General features: G+C 40.7%; 24 protein-coding genes. 10 read left to right on the top strand and 14 right to left on the bottom strand.

Features of this window, described 5'->3' with window-relative positions:
* The gene (locus FMM05_RS06355; RefSeq protein ID WP_143372504.1) at nt 1–996 is read left to right on the top strand and encodes a hypothetical protein; all 996 of its coding nucleotides are present in this window, start codon (nt 1–3) and stop codon (nt 994–996) included.
* Between the two features lie 282 nt (nt 997–1,278).
* On the opposite strand, the gene FMM05_RS06350 is transcribed toward FMM05_RS06355, so the two are convergent.
* Both FMM05_RS06350 and truA read right to left on the bottom strand, forming a co-directional pair.
* Nucleotides 1,279–3,048, bottom strand: coding sequence for an ABC transporter ATP-binding protein (locus FMM05_RS06350; protein WP_143372503.1), 1,770 nt, complete (start codon nt 3,046–3,048; stop codon nt 1,279–1,281).
* Between the two features lie 13 nt (nt 3,049–3,061).
* The gene (truA, locus tag FMM05_RS06345; protein WP_143372502.1) at nt 3,062–3,796 is read right to left on the bottom strand and encodes a tRNA pseudouridine(38-40) synthase TruA; all 735 of its coding nucleotides are present in this window, start codon (nt 3,794–3,796) and stop codon (nt 3,062–3,064) included.
* A 160-nt stretch (nt 3,797–3,956) separates the two neighbouring features.
* On the opposite strand from truA, the gene FMM05_RS06340 reads away from it, so the two are divergent.
* Complete coding sequence (locus FMM05_RS06340) at nt 3,957–4,454, top strand: metallophosphoesterase family protein (RefSeq protein WP_143372501.1); 498 nt, start codon at nt 3,957–3,959, stop codon at nt 4,452–4,454.
* Here the strand turns inward: FMM05_RS06340 and FMM05_RS06335 are convergent.
* Genes FMM05_RS06335 through FMM05_RS06320 form a run of 4 tightly spaced genes read right to left on the bottom strand, consistent with a single transcriptional unit; the run spans nt 4,451 to nt 7,177 of the window.
* Complete coding sequence (locus FMM05_RS06335; RefSeq protein ID WP_143372500.1) at nt 4,451–5,080, bottom strand: outer membrane beta-barrel protein; 630 nt, start codon at nt 5,078–5,080, stop codon at nt 4,451–4,453. The two genes, FMM05_RS06340 and FMM05_RS06335, sit on opposite strands and share 4 nt — an antisense overlap.
* 2 nt (nt 5,081–5,082) lie before the next feature.
* Nucleotides 5,083–5,826, bottom strand: a complete 744-nt coding sequence (locus FMM05_RS06330) for a hypothetical protein (RefSeq protein WP_143372499.1) — start codon at nt 5,824–5,826, stop codon at nt 5,083–5,085.
* Between the two features lie 13 nt (nt 5,827–5,839).
* On the bottom strand, nt 5,840–6,454 hold the full coding sequence (locus tag FMM05_RS06325) for an outer membrane beta-barrel protein (RefSeq protein ID WP_143372498.1): 615 nt from the start codon (nt 6,452–6,454) through the stop codon (nt 5,840–5,842).
* Between the two features lie 3 nt (nt 6,455–6,457).
* Complete coding sequence (locus FMM05_RS06320; RefSeq protein ID WP_143372497.1) at nt 6,458–7,177, bottom strand: hypothetical protein; 720 nt, start codon at nt 7,175–7,177, stop codon at nt 6,458–6,460.
* Nucleotides 7,178–7,298: 121 nt separating this feature from the next.
* Here FMM05_RS06320 and FMM05_RS06315 point away from each other — a divergent pair, with 121 nt between their 5' ends.
* Nucleotides 7,299–8,297: a 2-hydroxyacid dehydrogenase gene (locus FMM05_RS06315; RefSeq protein ID WP_143372496.1), complete on the top strand. Its 999-nt coding sequence runs from the start codon at nt 7,299–7,301 to the stop codon at nt 8,295–8,297.
* Nucleotides 8,298–8,367: 70 nt separating this feature from the next.
* On the opposite strand, the gene FMM05_RS06310 is transcribed toward FMM05_RS06315, so the two are convergent.
* A complete protein-coding gene (locus FMM05_RS06310; protein ID WP_143372495.1) occupies nt 8,368–8,778 on the bottom strand; it encodes a DUF4293 domain-containing protein in 411 nt (136 codons plus the stop codon).
* 187 nt (nt 8,779–8,965) lie between these two features.
* Here FMM05_RS06310 and rho point away from each other — a divergent pair, with 187 nt between their 5' ends.
* A complete protein-coding gene (gene rho / locus FMM05_RS06305) occupies nt 8,966–10,903 on the top strand; it encodes a transcription termination factor Rho (RefSeq protein WP_143372494.1) in 1,938 nt (645 codons plus the stop codon).
* 104 nt (nt 10,904–11,007) lie between these two features.
* Here the strand turns inward: rho and FMM05_RS06300 are convergent, their stop codons facing one another.
* Genes FMM05_RS06300 through FMM05_RS06290 form a run of 3 tightly spaced genes read right to left on the bottom strand, consistent with a single transcriptional unit; the run spans nt 11,008 to nt 14,328 of the window.
* A complete protein-coding gene (locus tag FMM05_RS06300) occupies nt 11,008–13,269 on the bottom strand; it encodes an ATP-binding protein (RefSeq protein ID WP_143372493.1) in 2,262 nt (753 codons plus the stop codon).
* 6 nt (nt 13,270–13,275) lie between these two features.
* Nucleotides 13,276–13,881, bottom strand: a complete 606-nt coding sequence (locus tag FMM05_RS06295) for a biliverdin-producing heme oxygenase (protein ID WP_143372492.1) — start codon at nt 13,879–13,881, stop codon at nt 13,276–13,278.
* Between the two features lie 12 nt (nt 13,882–13,893).
* Entirely contained in the window at nt 13,894–14,328 is a 435-nt protein-coding gene (locus FMM05_RS06290) for a response regulator (RefSeq protein ID WP_143372491.1), read from the bottom strand.
* A 606-nt stretch (nt 14,329–14,934) separates the two neighbouring features.
* Here FMM05_RS06290 and FMM05_RS06285 point away from each other — a divergent pair.
* The 5 genes from FMM05_RS06285 (at nt 14,935) to FMM05_RS06265 (ending at nt 21,459) form a co-directional block, all read left to right on the top strand.
* Nucleotides 14,935–17,412 (top strand): YfhO family protein, encoded by a 2,478-nt coding sequence (locus FMM05_RS06285; RefSeq protein ID WP_143372490.1) that lies wholly within the window; start codon nt 14,935–14,937, stop codon nt 17,410–17,412.
* Nucleotides 17,413–17,470: 58 nt separating this feature from the next.
* On the top strand, nt 17,471–18,760 hold the full coding sequence (locus FMM05_RS06280; RefSeq protein WP_143372489.1) for a glycosyltransferase family 4 protein: 1,290 nt from the start codon (nt 17,471–17,473) through the stop codon (nt 18,758–18,760).
* Nucleotides 18,761–18,772: 12 nt separating this feature from the next.
* A complete protein-coding gene (locus FMM05_RS06275) occupies nt 18,773–19,279 on the top strand; it encodes a MepB family protein (protein ID WP_143372488.1) in 507 nt (168 codons plus the stop codon).
* A 156-nt stretch (nt 19,280–19,435) separates the two neighbouring features.
* Nucleotides 19,436–20,893, top strand: coding sequence for a glycoside hydrolase family 30 protein (locus tag FMM05_RS06270; protein WP_235894365.1), 1,458 nt, complete (start codon nt 19,436–19,438; stop codon nt 20,891–20,893).
* Nucleotides 20,894–20,982: 89 nt separating this feature from the next.
* Nucleotides 20,983–21,459: a hypothetical protein gene (locus tag FMM05_RS06265; protein WP_143372487.1), complete on the top strand. Its 477-nt coding sequence runs from the start codon at nt 20,983–20,985 to the stop codon at nt 21,457–21,459.
* 2 nt (nt 21,460–21,461) lie between these two features.
* On the opposite strand, the gene FMM05_RS06260 is transcribed toward FMM05_RS06265, so the two are convergent.
* From FMM05_RS06260 to FMM05_RS06250, 3 genes are all read right to left on the bottom strand, one after another.
* On the bottom strand, nt 21,462–22,364 hold the full coding sequence (locus FMM05_RS06260; RefSeq protein ID WP_143372486.1) for an alpha/beta hydrolase: 903 nt from the start codon (nt 22,362–22,364) through the stop codon (nt 21,462–21,464).
* Nucleotides 22,365–22,607: 243 nt separating this feature from the next.
* Nucleotides 22,608–24,296, bottom strand: coding sequence for a GH39 family glycosyl hydrolase (locus FMM05_RS06255; RefSeq protein ID WP_143372485.1), 1,689 nt, complete (start codon nt 24,294–24,296; stop codon nt 22,608–22,610).
* A gap of 141 nt (nt 24,297–24,437) precedes the next feature.
* Complete coding sequence (locus FMM05_RS06250; RefSeq protein WP_143372484.1) at nt 24,438–24,797, bottom strand: winged helix-turn-helix transcriptional regulator; 360 nt, start codon at nt 24,795–24,797, stop codon at nt 24,438–24,440.
* Between the two features lie 127 nt (nt 24,798–24,924).
* Here FMM05_RS06250 and FMM05_RS06245 point away from each other — a divergent pair, with 127 nt between their 5' ends.
* Nucleotides 24,925–25,791, top strand: coding sequence for an SDR family oxidoreductase (locus FMM05_RS06245; protein ID WP_143372483.1), 867 nt, complete (start codon nt 24,925–24,927; stop codon nt 25,789–25,791).
* A 49-nt stretch (nt 25,792–25,840) separates the two neighbouring features.
* Here the strand turns inward: FMM05_RS06245 and lepB are convergent, their stop codons facing one another.
* The gene (gene lepB / locus FMM05_RS06240) at nt 25,841–26,488 is read right to left on the bottom strand and encodes a signal peptidase I (protein WP_143372482.1); all 648 of its coding nucleotides are present in this window, start codon (nt 26,486–26,488) and stop codon (nt 25,841–25,843) included.
* Nucleotides 26,489–26,505 lie beyond the last annotated feature (17 nt).

The raw sequence follows: 26,505 nt of genomic DNA, 5'->3' as shown, positions 1-26,505 counted from the left end.
ATGGAAAATATTATTTTAGAAGCAAGAAATACATTTAGTGATGTGCACTTGACAAATGATTACCGTATTAAGAGATATAGGAATAATTTTCAGATACACTTGAATACTTTGTTTGACATATCTAACGTAATTGTTGATGATAGTCAAGCAATATTTAATGATACGGCTTTAATACTGACAGATAGAATATATCATCAAACAGAAGGCTTTGTTATCGAGAGTCTTGACGATTTAGAAGATGAAAGTATTAATGAAGAATTCGATAACCTGCAAGGTTTTTTATATGAAAAAATAAGAAGAGAATTGGGAATGTATTATGATAGAACATCGTTGGAACTTTTAAAGATGATAGATAGGACAGTCCATTCGGCTATATTATCAGTTAAATACAATTATTTTTCAAAGTGTAATGAGTTTATAAATCCATGGGAATCTGAAAATAATATTTTTACAGATAATAAAGTACTCCACTTATTTTCAACTAATAGGGATGAAGTTGTAGATTTTATAGATGACGATTCTAATGAGAGTAATGAAATAAGTGATAAGAAAATATGGATTTTAGCTAAAGGACATAGAAGTGATACTACTCATGGATTTGTCCGTGATTTATTGGGTTTGAGAAATACTATCCTTGCTATCCTTGATGAATCTGCAAGTTCATATAGAAATCCTATGAAAACAGAAATAATTATCAGAAAGCTACGTCAAATGGGAATATCCCAAGACGAATATTCTGACAGCAATATAAAAAATTGGCTTATTACTCCTCTAAAGAGAAATAATAGGATTGGTTCAAGTAAAGATGGATATTTTATGTTGAATACCTGTGATGATATAGCATTCTCTTATGGAAGTCACCTTGAAAATTTAAAGGGCTATTTTAGAACACTTGAGAGTCATAGAAGGTTAGCTGAACAAAAAAATTGTTTAAGTACTCATAATTTAAATGAGCATATCGAATTCCTATTACGATACTTAAATTTGCCATCCTAAATCCAGTAGTCTTATTAAATAGTAATCAAACCATAGTTTATCAATATACGATAGTTTGTCAAAAAAGAGGTCTCTGTTTAAAACGAAACCTCTTTTTTTGATTTATCGGACTTAGTCTAAAATTCCGACAATCTAAATTCTAAAATACCAATCTCAGAATCCAAAAGTGAAATATTAGGCTATTTGTAAGTTTATTCCTGTAAAATATGGTCGTAAAATAGGCCTGTTTAAAGCAACTTAAAATCCAAAAGTGAAATATTAAGCCCTTTTTGGGTCGAAAAACTACTTTTCAGTCTCCACTGCAAACTGCGAGTAGTATAAATTTTTGTAGTACCCCTGTTCGCGGTTTATAAGCTCATAGTGGGTGCCTTCTTCTACAATTTTACCTTTGTCCATCACAATGATCTTATCAGCGTTTACAATGGTAGCCAGCCTGTGGGCAATAACTATTGAGGTCCTGTTTTTGGTAACGGCATCGGTGGCGTTGCGTATCAGTTCTTCACTGTAAGTATCTATGGATGAGGTTGCTTCATCTAAAATAAGGATGCTTGGGTTGCTTACATACGCCCTTAAAAACGCTATTAACTGGCGCTGCCCTGATGACAGCATTACGCCACGTTCCTTAACGTTATAGTCATAACCGCCCGGCAGGCTCATGATAAAGTCGTGTACGCCAATGGCTTTAGAGGCCTTTACTACGTCTTCGCGTGTAATGGCAGCATCATTTAAAGTGATGTTATTCAGGATAGTATCGGCAAATAAGAACACATCTTGCAGTACAATGGCTATCTGCCTGCGAAGGCTGTGGAGGCTAAAATCGTCTATATTAGTGCCGTCTATTGTTACACTGCCGCTGTTGATCTCGTAAAAGCGGTTTAACAGGTTAATTATCGTGCTTTTACCGGCTCCCGTAGCGCCTACAATGGCTATGGTTTGGCCGGCATCAATTTTAAGCGATATGCCTTTTATAACTTCTTCGTTTTCTATATAGCTGAACCTAACATCTTTAAAGTCAAGCTCTCCCTTAAAGTGCCATGCCTCGGTAGTGCCGTTCTTCTGGGTGTTACCCTGCATATCCAGCAGCTCAAAAACCCTGTCAGACGCTACGATACCCATTTGCATTTCGTTGAATTTATCGGCTATCTGCCTTAGCGGGTTGAATAGCATGGGAATGAACATGATATAGGCAAACATGTCGCCGGGCCTGGTTATAGGGTCGAGGTTTAAGATGCTGATACCCGCATACCAGATTACGAAACCCATTGTAAGAGAGGAGATTATATCGGCAATGGGGAAGAAGATGGAGTTGTACAGGATGTTTTTTTGCCAGGCATCGTTGTGTTTTTTGTTGATTACCTTAAACTTTTCGTACTCAATATCCTCACGGTTAAAGAGCTGAACGATCTTCATGCCTGTAACGCGCTCCTGCACAAAGGTATTAAGGTTGGCAACCTGGGTACGTACCTCCTCAAAAGCGCCTTTCATTTTCTTTTGGAAGATGCGCGTGGCAATTACCAGTAAAGGCATGGCAAGCATTACGATAATGGTTAGTTTCCAGTTCATTACAAACATAACGATAAGGATAACCAGCATTTTTAGCATGTCGCTTATTATCATAAATAATCCCTGGCTGAATATCTTAGAGATGCTCTCAATATCAAATACGGTACGGGTTACAAGACGGCCAACTGCTTCGTTATCAAAGAATTTCATCCTGAAACTGCTGATGTGTGCAAACAATTTTTCGCGGATATCTTTTACAATATCCTGCCCGAGCCAGTTGGCCCAGTACACAAAATAAAATTGCGCTGCAACCTCTAAAATGAGCATAATACCCATAAGGCCAATGTAATATAACAGGCCTGAGTGGTCTTTTTTTATAAGGTACATGTCTACCGACTGTTTTAGCAGGTAGGGGCGTGCCGCAGCAAATATAGATAATGCTATAGAGAATATTATAACCCACGCAAAACGAGCGCGGTAGGCTTTTGCAAACCGCATCAGTTTTGTTAGTGACGAGGTTTTATGTGGAGTGTTTGTAGTGGCTTTCATATAATTTAATGGCTTAAAGGTACGGATAAATTACCTTAGTAAGGTACAGCCCGTGTGCAGGTACCGATGCTCCGGCATGGCCCCGGTCGCGGCTTTCTATAATGGTTCGTACATCATCAACAGTTATCTTGCCAATGCCCACATTTACAAGGGTTCCCACAATGGCGCGTACCATGTTGCGTAAAAAACGATCGGCAGTTATGGTAAATACCAGCTTGTTGCCGTGCAGTTCCCACTGTGCCTGGGTGATCTTGCAGTTGTAGGTACGTACGTCGGTATGGGCTTTAGAAAAGCACTTAAAATCAGTGGATTGCAAAAGCACCTGTGCGGCTTCGTTCATACGCGCTACATCCAGCGGGTGAAAATGGTACCAGCTGCCCTCGTTATCAAAGGCATCTTTGTAGGTGTGTATGTGGTATTCGTAGGTTCGGCTGGTGGCATCAAAACGGGCATGGGCATCATCGTGCAGCGGTATAAAGCCGTATACCACAATGTCTTTGGGTAAAAATGAGTTGAGTTTTTGGGTAAGCGCGGTGTTGTTAATTTCGGTATCAATGTCAAAGTGGGCATACATTTGGCGGGCATGCACACCGGTATCGGTACGGCCTGCGCCAACAACATCTATTGGAGTGCGAAGCAGGGTAGTTAGGGCCTTGTTTAAAGTTTCCTGTACCGATGGGCTGTGCGGCTGATACTGCCACCCACAGTAGTTTTTACCATTGTATGCAAACGCTATAAAGTACCTCAAAACTGTTGTAATAATTTAAAGTGCAAAGATACTTATTTAAGTTGGAAAGTAGTAAAGTTGAACGTTGTAAAGTAAGAAACTCCCCATTAACGAATAGCTATATTTTTATTACGGAATTTAACTTTGTAACTTTACAACATTAAAACTTTATAACAGTAAATTGAAAAAAATCCTCCTTCTTTCTGATACTCACAGCCATATTGACGATACTATAATGAAATATGTGTGCCTGGCCGATGAGGTTTGGCATGCGGGAGATATTGGTAATCTGGGTGTTACCGATGCTATTAAGAAAGAAAAGCCGTTGCGTGCCGTTTACGGTAATATAGATGATGCATCGGCAAGGCAGGAGTTTCCGCTAAATAACCGCTTTTTTTGCGAAGGGGTAGATGTATTAATTACCCACATAGGCGGATATCCGGGTAAATACAACCCTACTGTACGGCAGGAACTGGCGCTAAATCCGCCGAAGCTGTTTATTTGCGGACATTCGCATATACTTAAAGTTCAATACGATAATAAATACAACTTACTTCACATGAACCCCGGTGCCGCCGGGACACACGGCTTTCAGCAGGTGCGAACCATGCTGCGTTTTGAGATAGACAACGATAAGATACAGGCGCTTGAAGTAATTGAAATTGCCCGAAAAGGCTAAAGTTTGATACCTACCACTATATTGAGCTGGTGCAGTGTGCCGTAAAATGATTTGTATTCACTTTTTGTTTCGGTCTCGGGTTTTAATAGTGAATAGTTGAGTCCTGCAAACACCATAAACGACTTTGTAACAGCATAATCTACATTAAAACCGGCGTTATAAGAGGTACCGCTTTGCGTACCATATTTTTTAGATCCTGTTTTTTGGCGCACATCGGCATAACCGATACCTATTTTAGGATTTACCGTTATCTTCTTGTAAACCGGTATCTTATACATTATTTCGCCAAAATAATTGGTAATATTGGTATGGTCTATATTGCCTGCCAGCGATGCATCGGTTACATCATATTGCGAAAATTCTAAACCTGCATTAAGGTAAAAATTGTAGACAGTGATGAGGCTGAGTGACATCCCGAACCCTAATTTAGCTTTATTAGCTTTTGCCAGCACATTATCTCCCACGGCTCCGGGAAAAATATAATATACCCTAAAGCTTTCGTCAAACTGCTGATACTTAACCTTATCAATATACGTACTGTCATATACCCGTTCTTCTTCTTCTTCCTGAGCCTGTAAATTTGCAAATACAAACAGGGCTACTATAATAAATACTGCTTTTTTCATGCCTAATATTCTATAATATAGTTAACAGGTTCATTACCAATGTGGATGGTAGTTTGCGCGTAAGACGATATGCCATTTACAATACCATTGTTGTAGGTAAATACAATATCCTGATTTTTAGCTACCTTAAAAACATAATGTGCCGATGTATCATCATATGGCCCTGTAGTATCATAATTAAAATGCGCAGGGAGGTTGTAATCATATATTGCATCGTTTACCAATCCGGCTAATTCAATATCAATATAACCGTAATAATACAAAGGGATATTGTTGACGGTAACCGTCAGTTCTGTCTGGTTATCAAGGTTAAAGATTCTCTGCTCGCCAAAATTAAGGTCAAAATCGGTTATGTTTTCGGGCTTGATACCAGTTATAATTGAATTAGAATAATTTGAATTGTAATGTGTACTTGTTTCTACTTCCCGATTAATAAACAAAGCAATATTATCCTGATCCCTTGGCATAGGGAATATCATGCGGTAATAACCATTACTGTCTGTAGTTGTGTACGTTATAATATCTTCGTCGCTATCAGAATGTGCTCCAAAAATAAATGAAGATTCTCCGCCGGAGCCTTCTTTAGATACATAAACGCTGACATCTATATTGTTAAGCGGCAGATTGTTTTCGTCTACTATGCGGCCTTCAAACACTATTTTTTTAGTACCGCTGTATTCAAGGCGGTCGTCACAACCTGTTAATAACAAGAATACTAAAATTAAGTAAAATAATTTTTTCATCATAGCCTTATAATTTTTAATCGATACCTACCTTTAATCCCAAAGAAAAATTTAACTGGTTCAGGTTGCTAAAAAACTTTTCATCCTTTGCATTTGCTGTAACATCAGGATACAGGAAACCGTAGCGTGCCCTGCCAAATAAGCCTAAAGCTTCGGTAAGTTTAAAATCTATATCGGTCCCTACACTAAAAGCCGCCCCACGTTGCTTGCCGTAGCTTTTACCTGCTGTTTTTTGATGGATCATCACGGCACCGCCGGTTATAAGCGGACTCACAGCAAACCGCCTATTATCTATCGGAATTTGGTATAACAGCCGTGCATAATAGTTGTTAACATTGGTATGTTCTATATTTCCTGCAAGAGCTGCATTGGTAACGTCATATCCTGAAAATTCATAACTGCCGGCCAGGTAAAATTTACGATAACTAATAAGGTTCATTTCAAAACCAAAGCCATATTTGCCCTCATTGCCCTTGCTGAGTACATTATCGCCACTCGCGCCGGGAAAGGTATAATATACTTTTAGGAAGGTGTTAAACGCAAATTTATCAACAGGTTTGGCAATGCTATCGGTAGTTTGGGCATAGCCAAATTGTAGGCACAAAGCCAGTAAAATTGTATATAATTTCATGGCTTAATAGTTTAATTGGTATATAACAGGCTCTGTGCCAATGGGTATTTGTACCTCATGGTTGCTAACTACCTGAACTCCTGCCTCGTTGCCGCTTCGTGTTTGGTATTTTAATGTAACGGTCTGATCTTTACCCACATTATAATTGGTCATTATATATGCATTTACGCCATCAACAGGGGGGAGGTTAAAGTTGTAATCTATAACGCTTTCGCTTACTTTACCTATGGTATTAAGCTTGGTTAACGATTGGCCGCTTGTGTTTGTAAAATCAATTTGCAGTGTAGTACTGTTGGCAACCTCATAAAGTTGTGTAACACCAAAATCAATTTTATAATCAGTAAGGTTTTCGGTTCGTAAATTAGTGATAACCAATTTAGAATACGACTCATTTACAGCTATTCCCGGTATATCCTGATTGATAAACAATACAATATTATCCTGGTTTTTAGGCTGCGGAAAAAACATTTTATAGTCGCCATTGCCATCGGTAGTAGTATAACTTATCATATCATGGTCATAAGCAAAAAGATAGTTAAGGCCATTGGCATCTTCATCTTTAGAGATGTAAACGCCCACGGGCAGGTTGGCTATAGGGTTTCCGGCAGCATCGGTTACACGCCCCTGATAGGCTATGCGTATGGTAGAATCGTATTTTAGCTCGTCCTGACAGCTTATAAGCAGGAATGGACAGAGTAGTAATAGTAGTATTTTTTGTGTCATAGCGGTAGGTGGTTATGCTACAAAGATGCTCGAAATTTTAAAAGGTTGCTTTGTGGTATCATTATTATTTTTGATGTATATTACAATAGTTACAAATAGTTAACAATTATAGTAGTAGATTATGAAAATTATTATGTTTTCTGCACAGCCTTATGACAAGGTTTTTTTTGACAGATACAATGTAGATATAGGCATTGAGATAGAATATCTGGAAACGCATTTGGGCCCGCATATTGTAAATGTGGTTGATAATGCCATTGGTGTGTGTGTATTTGTTAATGATAAATTAACCGCAGATGTTATAGCCACCCTTGCACAAAAAGGTGTGAAAATTATAGCCCTTAGGTGTGCCGGGTTTAATAATGTAGACCTTGATGCTGCAAAAAGGTATGGTATACGCGTTTGCAGGGTGCCTGCGTATTCTCCCGAAGCCGTGGCCGAACACGCTGTTGCAATGCTTTTAACCCTTAACCGTAAGACCCATAAAGCATATAACCGTGTGCGCGAGCAAAACTTTTCTTTAACAGGGCTATTAGGGTTTAACCTGCATCAAAAAACTGTAGGTGTTATAGGTACAGGCAAAATAGGCAGGGCTTTTTGTAAGATCATGCTTGGTTTTGGGTGCAGGGTAATCGCGTATGACCTGTTTGAAGACGCTCAGCTTATAGAACTTGGCGTTAATTATACCACACAGGAGGAGTTAATGCGCCAATCGGACATTATATCGCTGCATTGCCCCTTAACTGCCGATAATCATTATCTTATAAATAAAGATACTCTTGCTTTAATGAAGGATGGTGTAACGCTGATAAACACCAGCCGTGGCGGGCTTGTTTGTACTGCCGATATTATTGAAGCCCTCAAGCAGCATAAAGTAGGGCATTTAGGTATAGATGTATATGAGCAGGAAGAGAAATTATTTTTCAGGAATCTCTCGGAAGATATTATTGAAGATGATACCATACAGCGGCTAATGAGTTTCCCTAATGTATTGGTAACGGCACATCAGGCCTTTTTTACCGATGAGGCACTATCTCAAATTGCCCAGATTACATTAGGGAGCATTGCCAGCCTGATAAAAGGGGAGGAGCCGGAAGATAGCGCTGCTGTATTGGTTTGATGTATATAACAAAAAAATCCGGACTTATAGGTCCGGATTTTTAACGCACTAATAAACTAAGTTAAAAGGTTTATCTAAGTCGGTCGGCAGATTTTACGAGATCTTCATCCTTCTTAACAGCCCTGTTGGCAAGGCTTAAAAAAACGATAGAAATGATAGGAAGAATCATCCCAATACCCTTCTCTGAGATTTCATCCTCTCCGGGTAAATTTAGCGACTGGTATACAAATAATCCTAATAAAATTAAATTCAATATTATATTAAGCCTGTTTAAAACAAACTGATTTTGTCTTCTTTTATAACTAAATATCGTAACGATAGAAAGCGTTGCACTAAACACAAACAACACCACAAAAGCAATATTATCCATAAAGCTTACCTCTGTACCGTTGCTTAAGGTGTATAACGGTAAAAAAATAGGCAGTATGCCGCTTACTATAACGGCTATTAGTAAATATATGCTTTGTATTCTTTGTATCATTGCAGCGTTTAATTGCAGCACAAAAATATGGTTTCTTTTTAAAAAATACTATTGCATAGTAAAAATAAATTTGTAATATTGCAGTACAAAACCACAAGTACTTCATTCTGCGAAGTATGGTATCCCCAAAAAAATCAAATACCCTTACCCCATTTTAAGTTACGATTTAATTAACCAATAGTTATACATGTTTGATATTTCTGAATTAAAAGAAATGAAGCTGCCTGAGCTTCAGGAAATTGCAAAAAAAGCAAAGATCAGTAAGTTCAGGGGCCTGAAAAAAGACGAGTTAGTATACCAGATACTCGATCACCAGGCGGCAAATCCGGCAAAAATACAGCCACTTTTTGAAGAAGCTGCTCCCGCAGCGGCAGAGGCACCGGCACCTGTAAATGATGATGCAGCCCCTGAGAAAGCAAAAAGGGCGCGTATGAGCAAAGGCGCAGCCGAAGAAGCTAAAATTATTGCCTCTATGCCCGAAGCACCCGCAAAAACAGAAAAGCCCGCAGAAGCGCCTGTACATGCCATTATAGAGCCTGTACCCGCAAGGCAGCCAAGGCAGGAAAAGCCATTTGCCAAAAAAACCGATTTTAAAAAGGAGCGTCCTGTAACAGAGAGCGCCCCAACCGAAGATACACCTGCCACTCCAGACGATAAAACAGAGCCTGCCGCTGTTAAACCGGTAGCTATTAAAGCTCCGCAAAAGGATGACAGGAGAAAAATTGTACCTGCAAAAGATGCAGTGCAGCCTAAGCAAGCCGATGGTGCTGCTCCTGTAAGGACAAGGCCCCAGCTTAGTGAAGAAGAGCGTTTGGCGCAGATTGAAAGGGCTAATGCCAACAATCCTAACCACCCGAGCTACAAAAAAAACCAGGCCGGCCAAAGCGCACAAAACGGCCAAAACACCCCACCTATTATTTCAAATAAAGAAAACATACAAAGTTCCCCTGCAAGTGCAGCGCAGCCTGTACAGCAAAAGAAACAAAATTTCAGGGAGCCTGATTATGAATTTGATGGCATAATAGAGAGCGAAGGCGTACTGGAAATGATGCCCGATGGCTATGGTTTCCTGCGTTCATCTGATTATAATTACTTAGCATCGCCCGATGATATTTACCTGTCTAACTCGCAAATACGTTTGTTTGGGCTTAAAACAGGCGATACCGTAAAAGGTGTGGTGCGCCCGCCTAAAGAAGGCGAAAAATATTTCCCACTGGTTAAGGTTAACAAAATTAACGGCCACGACCCTCAGGTTGTACGCGACAGGGTTTCTTTTGAGCACCTTACACCGCTTTTCCCGGAAGAAAAATTTAACCTTGCTGATAAGCAAAGCACCATTTCTACCAGGATCATCGATTTGTTCTCGCCCATAGGCAAGGGCCAGCGTGGTATGATAGTGGCGCAGCCTAAAACAGGTAAAACAATGTTGCTTAAGGATATAGCCAACTCTATTGCGGCTAACCACCCGGAGGTTTATCTTATTGTTTTGCTGATTGATGAGCGCCCGGAAGAGGTTACGGATATGCAGCGCAGCGTTAGGGGAGAGGTTATTGCCTCTACCTTTGATGAACCGGCTGACCGCCATGTAAAAGTGGCAAACATAGTGCTTGAAAAGGCTAAACGCCTTGTAGAGTGCGGCCACGATGTGGTTATCCTGTTAGATTCTATTACGCGTTTGGCAAGGGCTTACAATACGGTTCAGCCTGCATCGGGTAAAGTGTTGAGTGGTGGTGTAGATGCTAACGCACTGCAAAAGCCGAAACGCTTTTTTGGTGCAGCCCGTAATATTGAAGGTGGCGGATCGCTTAGTATTATTGCTACGGCTCTTACTGATACCGGCTCTAAAATGGACGAGGTTATTTTTGAAGAATTTAAAGGTACAGGTAATATGGAGCTTCAGCTGGACAGGAAAATTGCCAACAAGCGTATTTTCCCTGCGATCGACCTTACTTCATCGAGCACAAGGCGTGATGACCTGTTACTTGACGAAAAAACCATACAGCGCATGTGGATAATGAGGAAATACCTTGCCGATATGAACCCGGTTGAGGCTATGGACTTTATTAACGACCGCTTTAGGAAAACCAGGAATAATGAAGATTTCCTTCAGTCTATGAATGATTAAACTTAGATGCTTAGCATCTGAGGGACTTAGGTTCTGAGATTGCTAACAATTAGATATGTAAAAAGCCCCAATTTGGGGCTTTTGTATGTTTATTAAGCTTGTAATTAGTTTTTTACGGGAAAGTACAAGCTCATTACTGTACCTGAGCCCAGTTCGCTGGAGGCAGATATATGCCCGTTATGGTTTTGCATAATCTTTTTGCAAAGCGCCAGCCCAACGCCCGACCCTTTATATTCCGGCGATGAGTGCAGCCTGGTAAAGATATTGAATATGCTTTGCGAAAAATGCTGCTCAAAACCTATACCGTTATCTGCCACATAAATTACCTGGTAAAGGGTGTTATCATCGGCATTAAAAGGTACAAGACTATGCTCTTTAGTAATTTTTATCTGAGGGGTTTTACCCGGTGCCACATACTTTATAGAATTGGCTATAAGATTAGAAAACAGCTGTTTTAATAAAAATGGTATGCCAAAAACATCCGGCAGTTCGTCTATGTTTATTTCAGCATTTTTTTCGGCAATAGCCTCGGCCATATCCAGTTCTACCTCTTTTAAAAGTTTGGCAAGGTTTACATTGTCAAAAGAATCATCGGTATGTTTAAGGCGCGTGTATTTAAGTATATCTACCAAAAGTGTTTGCATACGGTTAGCTGATGCATTCATTCTTTTTATAGAATCCTGCACGTTGCTGGACATTTCTTCTTCTTTACCTAATATCCTTGATGCTATAAGCTGTATTTTTCTAAGCGGCTCCTGCAAGTCGTGCGTACTTATCCAGTTTATATTTTCCAGTTCAGAATTAGTTTGGCGCAATAGCTCGCTCAGCTTGCGATAGCGCTCCTCTTCCTGGCTAATAATAAGCAGGTTTATCTGCCTTTGGAGATTATAAGCATACGATGACGCTGCATTTAATTCGGGCTGTAGCCACGGCTTGCTGATGCATTCCAGTAATTCTTTCCAAAGTTTAAAGGAATTCCTCGGCGAAAGTCCTTTTTGATCTTTAATAATGGCCTTTGTGGGGTCGCCGGCCCATTTAACCTCAGTTTGGGTTTCAGGCCTGTACCATATAATACAGTTGTTACTATCCATATCTAAAGAATGGTATATAATACCCGATGTGTTGGTACACATCTCTTTAGCTTCAGGTAAAAAGTCTATCAGTTTATCAGTAGTAAACGTGCTGTTGCCACTATATGTTGAAAGCCAGCTGCCCAACTGATTAATTTCTTCATCACTTGGTGTTAGTCCATTTTTATATACCCGTCCGTTAAAGGTAATAGAGACCCCGGCTGCATTACAAAGTTGCAATATGTTACTGCTGTCTACAAGTGTTTGAAGATCGGCATCGCGGTTAAGGCTATAGCTGTTCATACTCTCCAGGGCAAGGTTGGTTTTTCGCGCCAGTTCGTATTCTTCGCTGGCCTGCCTCAGGTCTATTTGCGATGTAATAAAATGTCCCTGTAATTGTGCTGCCAGCCTAACTTCCGGACTAAGGTTTTTAGGCGAATAGTGATGGCAGGCAATAAGGCCCCAAAGCCTTTTTTTGTAAATAAGCGATATGGTTAGTGTAGCGCCTACGCCCATGTTGTGCAGGTACTGCACGTGTATGGGCGATGTGCTTCGCAATACCGAGAGGCTAAGGTCCAGGTTTTTATCTTCAGAATCATCTAAAGTATAAATTGGTACCGGGGTATAGTTAATATCGGTAATAAGGCGCAGTAAATTGCGCATATATAGCTCCCTTGCCTGTGGTGGTATATCAGTATGCGGGTAGTGCAGCCCAAGGAAAGGCTCCAGGTCTTCGCGGCAGCTTTCGGCAAAAACCTCGCCGTTATAATCTTTATCAAAGCGGTATACCATTACTCTGTCATAACCCGTAATATCGCGTGTGCCCTTGGTAACAAGTTGGCACAGCTCTTTAAGGGTATGGGTATCGTGCATGTATGCAAGAAACTGCGATGTTTGGTCGTAAACCTCGTTGAGGGGTTTGCTATCAAGGCTTACAGGCTCTGCTTCTAATATATAAGTTGTTCCATTATTATGAACCGTACATAAAAAATCTACCCCCGCGAGTGTAAGCTTAAGCAGGGAAGAGGATAGCATTAAATTGTTGCTAATGTAATCTTCCAGCAGTTTTTTAGCTTTATAGCCAAAAATACTTTCAAAAGTATTGCCCAGCAGCTGCAAATGAAACATGCTTATATATTCGGCCGTATTGGCGCTGCAATAATCAATAGCAAGTGAACCTGGTTTTAAGCCAAGCAAAAAACCGTGCGGCTGTATGCTGCCCGGTATGTGTATGGGTTCCTGCTCGCAGTTGGTAAGGTTTACAATATCGCGGTTTACAATATCTTTAATCTTCATAAAAAACTATTGGTGAGACGTTTTTGTAAAATGGCGGCTAATAGCATCAAAAGCATAGTTTGCGCCGGCAATTATTTCATCTTCGCTTTTAGTATTGTTTTCATATTGTATTAGCTGCCCGAGAAAACTTTTCCAGTGGCTGCCCGTTTGCCCGCCATAGCCCGCAAAGTAACGTGCGCCGCAATCTTCGTTATGGCCCAATGCTCCGTTTATATTTTTAAGGATTACACGCCCACCAAGAGACGAACCCTCTATAACATACATTACACCTAATGCAAAAGCAACCGATGTATCGGTTAACTCGCCCGATAACGGTTTAACATCATCAGCTTTCGGCGCAAAGCCTAAAGTGGCAAGGTCGGCTGTAATAAACTGGGCTTTAGGGTGTACATCAAGTTCCGGCAATGTATTGTGAACCAGCGGAAAGATGTTTTCTTCGGCATCTTTAACCACATCGTGCATAAGGTTAAGATATAAGGCATATTCGGTATTAGTAACGGCAGGATTCATAATTGAAACCGAAACAGGAAGCGCTTCCAGGTTAGTGTGCGACTGTGTAGTGGCTAAACGTAATTTTTCTAAAAAAGCGGGAGCAGATACGGTATTATTCATTGAAATGTTTAACTATATGGTAAAAAGAAAATTTTCCTGCGATGATTTAAAGCTTGCCCAATTAATAGAAAGGGCATGCTCTATAGATTTTTTAAGGTTACTGAATATATTTGATTTAGGCATGTAAAAACTTGCCCCAAGCAGGCGGCTTTTTTCTATAATATCCTCATCGTTTGAGGTAGAGAACATTACTATAGGAAGCTCTTTGTGCCTTGGTGTTTCGCGTAGTTTTTGCAGCACTTCAAGCCCTGTAATGCCGGGCATGTTGATATCTAAGAATACTAAGTAAGGATGCGGCGGCGGGCTCTCTATAGCCTGTAGCAATGCCTCGCCATTAGTTTGGGTAACTACGTTAAAGTGCTCGCCAATTTCGCCAACAATTTCTTTAAAGAACTCTAAATCGTCCTGGTCGTCATCTGCATAAAATATCGTTAAATCTTCTTTCATGACCGTTATAAATTTAGATTAAAAATTGGCTAACCTTACAAATATAGGCATAATTTTGCGCATTGCCCTGCAAAAGTGCCGCTTTTGGTGCGTTGTAAGTCATAAATAAAACTTAAAATTTAAATATTTTAGTCAGAAACTAAATTTAAAATACGCGCAGCAGTGCAGGTATGTATTATAACGCATGTTGTAAAATCCTGTAAACTTTTGGTAAAATACCTTAGGTAAATTTGTAGTCACCACTTAAAAAGTACTACTTAATGAAAGCATTATTATTTTTAATATGCCTAACAGGTTTTTGCCTCGCAGGTTATTTTTTGTTTAATGAGCTAATGTACGGATATCACTCAAGCCATCTTATTTATGTATTGTTGCTTGCAATATTATTGTGCAATAGTATATTAGGGATGCTGATTACCTATCCCGGGGAGTTGTTTAAAAAACGCCGAAGCCTTAAACTTGCTCCTGTTAAAAAGTAAAAAGCATCTTAAAAAAGATGCATTTTTTATTTTGGTGCGCACCATAAATTACAGGCCTGCGTTTTCAATTACGGGAAATTGAGTATCTTCACGGCGTTTTTTATAAAGGCTAATAAAACATTTTTAAATGAAAAATATCAACAGGCTATACCCGTATTTTCTGGCCGTTTTAGGATTTGTTATTGTATCCCTTATCTACTTTTACCCGGTATTGCAGGGCAAAAAGATATACCAGAGCGATATAGTGCAGTACACCGGTATGGCCAAGGAACAAAACGACTTTAGGAAGGCCACAGGGGGCGAGGAGCCTTACTGGACCGACAGTGCTTTTGGCGGTATGCCTACCTACCAGTTAGGGGCCAACTACCCTCATAATTACATTAAGCAAATAGACCGCCTTATACGCTTTTTGCCACGCCCTGCTGATTATTTATTCCTATATTTTCTTAGCTTTTTTGTGCTGTTAAGGGTATTGAAGATAGATCCGCTTAAAGCGTTTTTTGGGGCGCTTGCATTCGGGTTGTCTACCTATTTTATCATAATACTGGGCGTTGGGCATAACGCAAAGGCCCATGCCATTGCATATATGCCACTGGTAATATCGGGTGTGCTTTTGGTATTTCAGCGCAGGTATATTGTGGGCGGATTGCTAACCCTGTTTGCTACGGCGTTAGAGATTAACGCCAACCACATACAAATGACGTATTACCTTATAATACTGCTGTTTGTAATAGGTATTTATTATGTTATAGAGATCATTAAAAATAAAGAATTTAAGCATTTAGGCCTTACCGCAGGGGTGTTTGCCATTGCGGGTATATTAGCCATAGGTATGAATGCTACAAGCCTTATGGCTACTGCCGAATATGCTAAGGTTAGTACCCGTAGCGACAGCAAGCTAACCTTTAACCCAGACGATACTAAGAAAGATAACACCAATGCCATGAGCTACGAGTACATTACAGAGTACAGTTATGGCGTAGGCGAAAGCCTTGATATTATTGCACCGCGACTTTATGGTGGCTCTACAGGCAGTGAAAAGCTGGGCCAGGACTCGCACGTGGTTGAGTTTTTGCAAACGGTAGAGGTAGAGCAGGGGCGTTACCTTAGCCCGCAGGAAGCAATGGAATTTGTAGCGCAGGGACTACCAACGTATTGGGGCGACCAGACTATTGTGGCTGCTCCGGCATACATAGGTGCAGTGGTGTTCTTCTTGTTTATACTGGCCATGTTTGCCGAAGAGCGTAAAATTAAATATGCTTTTTTTGCAGGTGCCGTACTGGCACTATTGCTATCATGGGGTAAATATTTCCCGGCACTGACCGACTTCTTTATAAACTATGTACCCATGTATAACAAGTTTAGGGCTGTGGCATCTATACAGGTTATATTAGAGCTGTGCATACCGGTACTGGCAATAATGGGGTTATTTGCATTTTTTAATTCAGATAAAGAAAAGCAGTTTAAATCGTTGTGGCAGTCGGCGGCGGCGGCTCTTGGCTTTTTGTTACTGATACAACTGTTTAAAGGCTCGTTTAGCTTTGCCGGCCCGCGCGATGCAGGGTTAGCACAGCAATTAGGCCAGATAGGTAATTCGTTTATAGAAGCCCTAAGGGAAGACAGGCGCGATATGTTTAGCGATGACCTGTTGCGTTCGGGTATTTTTATAGCGCTTGTGGCGGGCATATTGTTCCTGTATAACAAGCAAAAATTATCGCAGACTGTGGCGGTAGTAATTGTAGGTATATTAATGGTGGGCGATCTTTTCTTTATTGACAGGAAGTATGTTAACGAAACCGACTTTGTTAGCGCACGCGAAGCCGATATGCCGTTTGAAGCTACCCCGGCCGACCAGCAGATTTTACAAGATACATCGCATTACCGTGTGTTTGACTTTGATGGGCACCTTAACAGTGCAAGGGCATCGTATTTCCATAAGTCGATAGGGGGGTACCATGCGGCTAAGCCTCAAAAGATACAGCAGCTTTTTGATTACCAGATCTTTAAAAGCCCTATGAATATTGGTGTGCTTAACATGCTTAACGTTAAGTATGTTTTGCAAAGTAACGATAAAGGCGAAGTAATGCCTATACCTAACAATACGGCTAACGGCAATGCCTGGTTTGTAAGCAGGGTAAAAGCGGTTACTACTGCCGATGAAGAAATGAAAGGCCTTGATAAGCTTAACTTTAAGCAGGAAGCGGTTGTTAATAAAACTAAATTTCCTGATGCGGTTACGGCAACCAGTTTTGCAGTAGATAGTACCGCTACCATTAAGTTAGATTCATACGAGCCTAACTACCTTAAATACACAAGTAACAACAAGAACGCAGGGCTTGCAGTGTTTTCTGAAGTATATTATGGCGACGGATGGAATGCCTATATTGATAATAAGCTTACACCACATTTTGAAGCTAATTACATGCTAAGGGGCTTAAAAATACCGGCAGGCAAACACACTATTGTATTTAAGTTTGAACCGCAGGTAGTACAAACAGGGGGCACAATTTCGCTAATAAGCTTTATAGCCATGTTAGTGTTGTTAGGGGTTGGTATTTATACAGAGACCAAAAAGAACGATCATCAGCCTCAAAAAGCACTTTAGAGTTTTCAGTCTGTCTGAACCGCGAACATCTAAATCCAGCAATCTGAAATCTAAATTAATGAAGGTTCTTATCATAACATATTACTGGCCGCCTGCAGGTGGCCCCGGCGTACAGCGCTGGCTAAAGTTTGTTAAATACCTGCCTGATCATGGTATTGAGCCTGTTGTGTATATACCGGAAAACCCTACTTACCCGTTATTAGATAACGGCCTGCTGGCAGAAGTTAACCCTTCGGTAAAAATTATAAAGCACAAGATTATTGAGCCGTATGCATGGGCTTCGGCATTTTCTAAGGGCAATACTAAAAAGATAAGTTCGGGTATTATACCCAATACAAAAAAGCAGTCGATTTTACAGCGGCTAATGCTTTGGGTCAGGGGTAATGTGTTTATCCCCGATGCACGTGTTTTATGGGTTAAGCCCTCAATTGCTTACCTTTCAGGTTACATTAAAGAAAACAATATTGATACCGTTATCACCACTGGGCCGCCACATAGCCTGCACCTAATTGGCCTTGGGCTTAAAAAGCAATTGGGTATTAACTGGCTAGCCGATTTTAGGGACCCGTGGACAACCATTGGCTACCATAAGCAGCTAAAGCTTACAGCTTCGGCGGCAGCAAAACATAAAAACCTTGAAAAAGAGGTGCTTACCACAGCCGATACCATTTTAGTTACCAGCCCTACCACCAAACGCGAGTTTGAAGCAATCACCACCAAACCCATAGCCGTAATAACTAACGGTTATGATGTAGAAAAGGTTGCCAAACAGCCTTTAGACGAAAAATTTACACTGGCACATATAGGGTCGTTTCTATCGGAGCGTAACCCAGCCATATTATGGGAATCATTATCCGAATTAATTTCTGAAAATGAAGCATTTAAGTCGGCTTTCCGGCTTAAATTAATTGGTGCGGTAAGCCGCGAAGTGCTGGATAGCATAACCCAATTCGGGCTTAACCTGTATGTAAATAATTTAGGCTATGTACCTCATAACGAGGCGGTGGTGCAACAGCGTAAATCGCAGGTATTGCTGTTGGTAGAGATTGACAGGGAAGAAACCAAATGCATTATACCCGGTAAATTGTTTGAATATATGGTGTCTGAAAGGCCTATACTTGCGATTGGCCCGCATGGCGCTGATTATGCCGATATTATTAAGCAGACCAATACCGGTGTATCGGTAAACTATTCTGAAAAGAAACGCCTTAAACAGGCTCTTTTGGGTTATTTTGAGCAGTACCTACAGGGTAACTTGCAATCGCATGCCATAGGCTTACAGCAATATTCCCGTAAAAGCCTTACCGGAGAGCTGGCGGCCCTTCTTAAAAAAGACAGCCGCTTATAATAGTATCATTACATGGAAATTAATGCGCTTAGTGAACCTTTTAAGACAAAATCCCTTATTTACGATACATTAGGGTACACTTTTGATACTCTGGTTGCAGAAAAAGAAAGCCAGGATTACAGCGCCTTTACTTTTACGCTAAATAATCTTAAAATAGTATTTAGGTCAGCTAAAATTACCCCTACAAAAACAGGCCAGTTTGTAACACTTTGGAAACGTTTAAGCAACGGCCCAATAATGCCGTTTAATGCTTTAGACCCAATAGACCTTGTAGTTATTAGCGTGCAGAAAAATAATTATTACGGCCAGTTTGTATTCCCTAAAAAAGTACTTGCTGCAAAGGGCGTCTTCACTACTAATTGTAAAGATGGCAAACGTGCCATACGCGTATATCCGCCCTGGGATGTAACCGAAAACGCCCAGGCAAAACGCACCCAAAAATGGCAGTTGGATTATTTTTTAGAGGTTAAAGAGGGTAGTGTAACTATTGAAAAGGCGAAACTTCTTTATGGCATTTAGCCTGCCAATCACGGCCTTTGCTTCGCAACCGTACAATATTAAGGGCTTAATAAACGTTAAAAGTAGGTTAGGCGTGTTAAACAGGGCAACTTACTTCGTATATATATTAGAAATACTCTATTTTTACCCCTTTCCAAAACAATCTAAATTACCCAAATGAAAAAAATGTTTTCTGTTTTAAGTCTATCTGCATTACTGTTTATGCAGGTTAACTGCTCATCGTCGGATGGTGGCGATGATGGCACTCCTACAACCCCAACACCTCCTGTAACCCCAACCGACCCTGTTGCTAATGAAGTAGAATTCTGGATGACCAACAATGCCGGCACTACCAAACTTGCATTGCAAAACACCATACTTGGTTTTAGCGCTACCGCTAACAATTACCAGAATATTGATGTTGTAGATACGTCAACCTATCAAACTGTAGATGGTTTTGGCTATACCTTAACGGGCGGTAGTGTACTAATGATCAATAGCCTTAGTGCATCCAGCAAGCAAGCATTGCTGCAGGACCTGTTTAATACTACCACAGGCATTGGTGTAAGCTACCTGCGTGTAAGCATTGGCGCGTCTGACCTTAACGAAGCGCCTTTTACCTATGATGATATGCCTTCCGGCCAAACCGATACCGACCTTTCTGAATTCAGCATCACGCAGGATCAGCCTGTAATAAATATGCTGAAAGAGATACTCGCAATTAACCCAAACATTAAAATTATTGCAACACCGTGGTCGGCTCCGTTATGGATGAAAACCAACGGTAGCTTTGTAAACGGCAGCCTTAAGCCCGAATACTACGGTGTGTATGCCGATTATTTTGTAAAATACATACAGGCCATGCAGGCCGAGGGTATTACCATTACGGCTATTACCCCGCAAAACGAGCCTTTAAACCCGTATAACAACCCAAGTATGGTTATGCAGGCTACAGATCAGGCTACGTTTATTAAAAGCAGCCTGGGCCCTGCATTTGCAGCAGCTAACATTACGACTAAAATTATTGCTTACGACCATAATTGCGATATGCCATCGTACCCGGCCACTATTTTTGCCGATGCTGCTGCAAGCCAGTATGTTGATGGCGCAGCATTTCACCTCTATGCAGGCGATATTAATGCGATGGGCAACCTGCACAATACTTACCCAACTAAAAACCTGTATTTTACTGAGCAGTACACCGCCGGTAACGGCAGTTTTGGTGGCGACTTAAAATGGCACCTTAAAAATGTAGTTATTGGCTCTATGCGAAACTGGAGTAAAAATGCCATGGAGTGGAACCTTGCCAACAATGCAAGCTACGACCCGCATACCGATGGCGGCTGTAGCGACTGTAAAGGTGCTATAACCATTACAAGCAACACGGCTTATACTAAAAACGTGGCCTACTATATTATTGCACATGCCTCTAAATTTGTACCGGCAGGATCGGTACGTATAGGCAGCAACATATCGGGTAACCTTAATAATGTGGCGTTTAAAAGGCCCGATGGCAAGCACGTACTTATTGTAGAGAACGATGGTGGCGGTGCCGAAACTTTTAATATTAAATACAACGGCGAGTGGGTAACTACAACGCTGGAAGCCGGTGCCGTAGGTACTTACGTTTGGTAAACTCTATCTTTTAAATATAGAACCCCAACAGATTTTAAAGTCTTTTGGGGTTTGTTTTTTTAATATATTTATAAATACATTTTATCAGTATGAAAACCATAATATATATAGCTGCACTATCATGTTTTTTTCTATTCGTTTCATGCAACGAAAAACAAACTGAAGTTAATAGTGATGTTGCATTGCTCAAAAAAATGATAAAGCTGGATATGAATCCATTATCAGTTAAATTTACATACAAACCTGTTGGAAGGGAGACAGGTATAGGGCCTGCTGATTATAGTCTTACTGCTATTGTACAGTTATCTGTGAACGACTTAATACGTTTGCAGAAATATCATCAACAAAGTATTACAATTGTTAATGAACAATATTCTTCCGACATATTTGCAGATGTGGATTGGTACACTCCTGCGGTACAACAAAGTTTCAGCAAGCAAAACGGATATGTAACTATAAACACAGCTACATATCCGGCAGATTATTTTTCTAAAGGCTCGCTAATAAATGGTTTTTGTTTCTTTACTAAAAACAATGAGGTGTTTATTTATCTTCATACTACTTAGGCCTACAAAAACTTACTTGCGATCATCCAGTTTTTAAGGTTGTCCATCCATTTATCGGCAGTAGTAAGGTTTATCATGCCGTAGCCGTGGCCACCGTGAGGATAGATAAGCATTTCGCCGTAAATCTTATGTTTTAATAATGCCTGGTAATATTCTATACTGTTTCCCACAGGCACAGCGCCATCATCGGCAGAGTGTACTAAAAATGCAGGGGGAGTCTGGTCGGTTACCTGTAGTTCGTTAGAATAGCCCTCAATGCTTTTTTGAGCCGGGTTTTTGCCAATTAAATTATCACGGCTGCCCATGTGGGTAAGCGCATCAGAAAAACTTATTACCGGGTAAATCAGCACAGAGAAGTCAGGGCGTAAGGAGGTGTTTTTATCATTACTAATTACCGCATTGTTAAAATGTGTAGAAGCTGTTGCCGCTAAGTGCCCTCCGGCAGAAAAGCCCATTATGCCCACTTTGGCAACATCGATATTCCACTCCTTGGCGTTTTCCCTAACCATTTGGATGGCTCGCTGCGCATCCTGCAACGGCCCTATAGATTTATCTTTCATGATGCTGTCGTTAGGTAACCGGTACTTTAATACAAAAGCTGTAACACCCCAACTGTTTAGGGCTTTAGCTATATCTGCACCCTCATGGGCTGTTGCTAACATTCCGTAACCACCGCCCGGTACAACAATTACAGCGCTGCGCAAAGCGTTTGGTTTCGCCGGTTTATACATGGTGAGTGTAGGCACAGATACATTTGTAGTGATCTCTATGCCATAACTGGCCATTTCGGTTTTTTCTTTCTTTACAGATGGTTTGCTGTTGGGTACGGTTTTGTAAAGTGGAAGCACTTCTTGTGCAGAAGTTGTGATCATGGCAAATAAAAATAACGGAAGTAATAATTTCATGGTAAAAGTTTGGTTTGTTTACTCCAAAAATAGTTGGAAACCCGGAGGTATAAATGCTTTAAGTTTTTAAAAAATTAAAAGTCGATGTCAAAAAGTGAAATATTAAGATATTTAGGTTGTTTTTCCTACAAAAATTGACTGATAAATGCACTAAAAAAGATAAAATCAAAATCCGAAAGTGAAATATTAAGTCTTTTTTTGTCCAAAAATGAATTCAAATTAAAAAAATAATAGAGATAGTAGCTACCAGTCTAATTTTATCAAAGCCACACCCTGGCGCATTAACTCGAGTGCAATAGTGGCTTTACCACCCTCTGTTTTTACGGTTGATGTACTAACACATTTTAGCTGTCCATATTTTTCTAAAGTGCTTATTTGTAAGGTGGTAGGGTTCTGTGGCGATCCCATGCCTTTCCATACTTCGTAAGAGTTACTGTTCTCTTTATCAATCATATAGATGTTTAGCGTAGCCTTTTTAGCAGGGATGTTGCTAATGGTAATAGTAACGGTTTCGGCAGGGCCCTGTTTATCGTCGTCATGGTAGTTCCACACCATTATGGCGGCAGCCTTTTTGTCTTTACTTGCCAGTGCGCCAATGTCTGTCTGTGAGCCTCTTACGCTTTTTTGAAGCACTTCTTCCAGCGGGTACATCCGGTTGCTTTGTACCGCTATTCGCTTGCCTGTCATCATGCCAAACATCCTGAAAACATTAAGCACGGGCTTATCTACACCATTGGTTGCCAGGTCTCTAAACCCATAGAACCAGGGTTGGTCTTCAAACTCAAACGACCAGGATACCGCGCCTAAAAAGTTGGCTTTGGTTTGGTCTGCCAGTAAATATTTACGGGCAAAACTGGCGGCAGTATAGCTGCTGTACATGGTGCCGTTACGGTAGGCATTCTCAGGGTTGGTAGCCATACCGCAGGCCGCACAACCCTCAGGATCAGACTCTCCGATAATAACCGGGAGGTTTTTGGTTTCGGGGTATGCCATAGTCATTTTAAACCCGGTCTGGATGTCCTGCATTTGCGGTGCCATATCCATGCGCACCATACCATCTACCGATTTTGGCCAGCCCTTAGCATGAAACAATATGGCATTAACAGGAGAACCTTTCTTACCCGTGGCATAGTTAGTGCCACTTATACAGTGCTTTATAAAATTATTTGTCCAGTCCTGAGCGCCGTCCCCACGGGTACCGGCAATATTAATACCGCCTATTTTTGCTGTGGGCAGGGCTTTTTTAAGTCCGTCGGCAGCATAATCATACAATTTAAAAAATTCTTCCTGTGTGCCCTTCCAGTAATGGCCGTTGGGCTCGTTCCAAACTTCCCAATACCAGCTTTCTACCTCTTTTTTACCATAGCGATCTACACAATGTTTAACCCATTCGTATACCAGGTTGCGCCATTTATCATAGTCTTTTGGCGGATAAGCCCACCCTGTAATAATATCCGTATAGGGGTCGCCGGGTTTCCAGTAATGGCGGTAGGGCACAGGATGGGTAGATAAAGCTTCCGGCATAAAGCCAATTTGCGCCAGCGGTTTCATACCGCGCTTAACGTAGGTATCAAAAATACTATCTGCAATCTTCCATTTATAAATGGGGTTGCCATTAGTGTCTTCGGTATAGGCATTAGTAGATCCCCATTTTAGGGCAGCAACACCATCGCCGCTAACCAACAGGCTATGAGTACGTACATATACAGGAACCGGACTAAGCGCAGCAATTTCCGATAGCAACTTTTTACCGTCCTTCATGTAGGTATAGTTAGGCTCATCATACCCAAACCATGCCCAAACGGGTTCCATAGGGGCGATTTCATTTTTAAGGTTAACAGTAATAACGGCGGGTGTAGTTTGTGCCGTTACGGTAATTGCGGTTGTAAATATGAAAACGATTGCGAAATATCTAAGTAAAGTTAAATGCATAGTTTGTGGTTTGATTAATAAGTTGTTGTGGATACAAACAAAGTTGAGAAAAATAATTGTATTATTTACACTAATTATTTTTTAATGTGTTAACTCCCTTAGTTTTTCAAAAAACAAACAACTAATGCAATCAACCAAATCCTATTTTTCAATAATCCTTTTACGATGCAATTTGCCCCAGCTTTGCAGTTCGTGTATTAGCTTGCCAAGGGTACGGCTGTGGTCGGTCCAGGCATATTCTACCGTTGGCGGAAAGGTATCCAGCACTTTACGGCTCACCAACAGGTTCATTTCAAGGTCTTTTAGCTCTTTAGAAAGCATTTTATCGGTAATACCACCAACTTCCTTGCTAATTTCTTTAAAGCGCTTGGTGCCGGTACTAAGGGAAACCAGTATGGGTATTTTCCATTTTCCGCTTAAAGCTTCCAAAGCATCTTTTACAGGCATAATGGCCTCTTTTGGGCATTTAACAGTTTCGGGCAGGCAATCTAAAGTATCCATATTAAAGTCATTTTTACGATGCTATACTTTAGGGTGTCGCTATCCAAAAGCATAGTACTATAATTTAGATAGCAAATATAAATAAGTTTGCAGTATAAATAATGTACAACATCTTAAATACATAAAAATGATTTTAGTTACAGGGTCTACGGGCCAATTTGGCGCAGCCGCCGTTAATTATTTACTCGAAAAAGTTGATGCTTCTCAAATAGCTGTTTTGGCACGTGATGCCCAAAAAGCACAACACTTTGCCGATAAAGGCATTACTGTACGTGTAGGCGACTACCACAATTATGAGTCGCTTGTTGCAGCGTTTGAAGGAATTGATAAAATACTATTGGTTTCATCTAACGATTTTAACGATCGTGTTGGCCAACATAAAAATGCAATAAACGCCGCTAAGGCAGCCGGGGTAAAGCTAATTGCTTACACAAGCATTGAGGAGAAAGACGCGCATAATTCTGCCACCGGGATCTTAGCAAAAGACCACGCACTTACGGCAGATTACCTTAAAGAGTCGGGACTGGAGTACATATTGCTTAACAACAGCCTTTATGCCGATGTAGTGCCTATGTTTGTAGGTGAACAGGTACTTACAAACGGTGTTTTCTTTCCTGCCGGGGATGGAAGGGTTCCGTTTGCTACCCGCGAGGATATGGCGCTTGCTGCTGCCGTAGTGCTTACTACTTATGGGCATGAGAATAAAGAATATGCCATTGCCAATGACGAAACTTATTCTTTTGCCGATGTGGCGCAATATATTTCTGAAATAACAGGGAAAGAAATAACGTATACCAGCCCTGAAGCAGACGTGTACAAACAGGTTCTTGAGGGTGCAGGTGTACCGGAAATGTATATTTGGATGCTGAGCGGTTTTGCGCAGGCTATTAAAGATGGTGAACTTGAAACGGGTAACGCCGATCTTTCTAAATTAATTGGCAAGAAACCAACAACTCTTAAAGAGTATTTGCAAACTGTTTACGGTAGTAAATAATTGTTTTGTTTTACGTAGATGTAACCCGGTTCTTTAATTAAGGCCGGGTTTATTTTTTTAGCACAACCCCTGTAATTTTATCAGTATCTATTAATCCGAGATATCTCGAATCGTAAGCATTGTCGCGGTTATCGCCCAATACAAACACTTTGTTTTTTGGAATTGTTAGTGGGCCAAAAAAATCTTTATTCCAACCCTTGCCATATATCTTAACAATATGTGGGTCGGGTTCATTTTGCGGAGCTACATATTTATATTGCGCTAATCCTGCTTTATCAGCCACAGCATCTTCTAAAAATGCCGCGTATTTTCCATTAGGATTTGGTATTGCATACGGCTGAGGGTTTAATTGCAACAATTGCTCCGCGCTTACCAGATAACTATGTTTGGTTGCTACTTTGCTGTCAAAATCGGCATCGTTTACAAACAGCCGCCCATTTTTTATAAGTACTACATCACCTTCTTTTGCCACAAGCCTAAAAATATATACGGCAGTATCTTGTTGAAATGTAATAAGATCACCAGATTTTTCGTCTTTAAGATTAGAAGTAGCAAACATAGAGTTTAGCGGAAGCGCAGGCTCATTGGCCATTGTAACGCAGGTATGCAATCTGTACATTCCCGTAAATTTGCAAATATAAAAGCCTACTATTACGACACCAATAAAAATGCCCAGGCCAATTAATACTTTTTTCATAGTAAGGTGAAAATTTA

The organism is Flavobacterium zepuense (genome assembly GCF_007097145.1).
Classification (GTDB): Bacteria; Bacteroidota; Bacteroidia; order Flavobacteriales; family Flavobacteriaceae; genus Flavobacterium; species Flavobacterium zepuense.
This window is presented reverse-complemented; position numbering and strand designations above follow the sequence as displayed.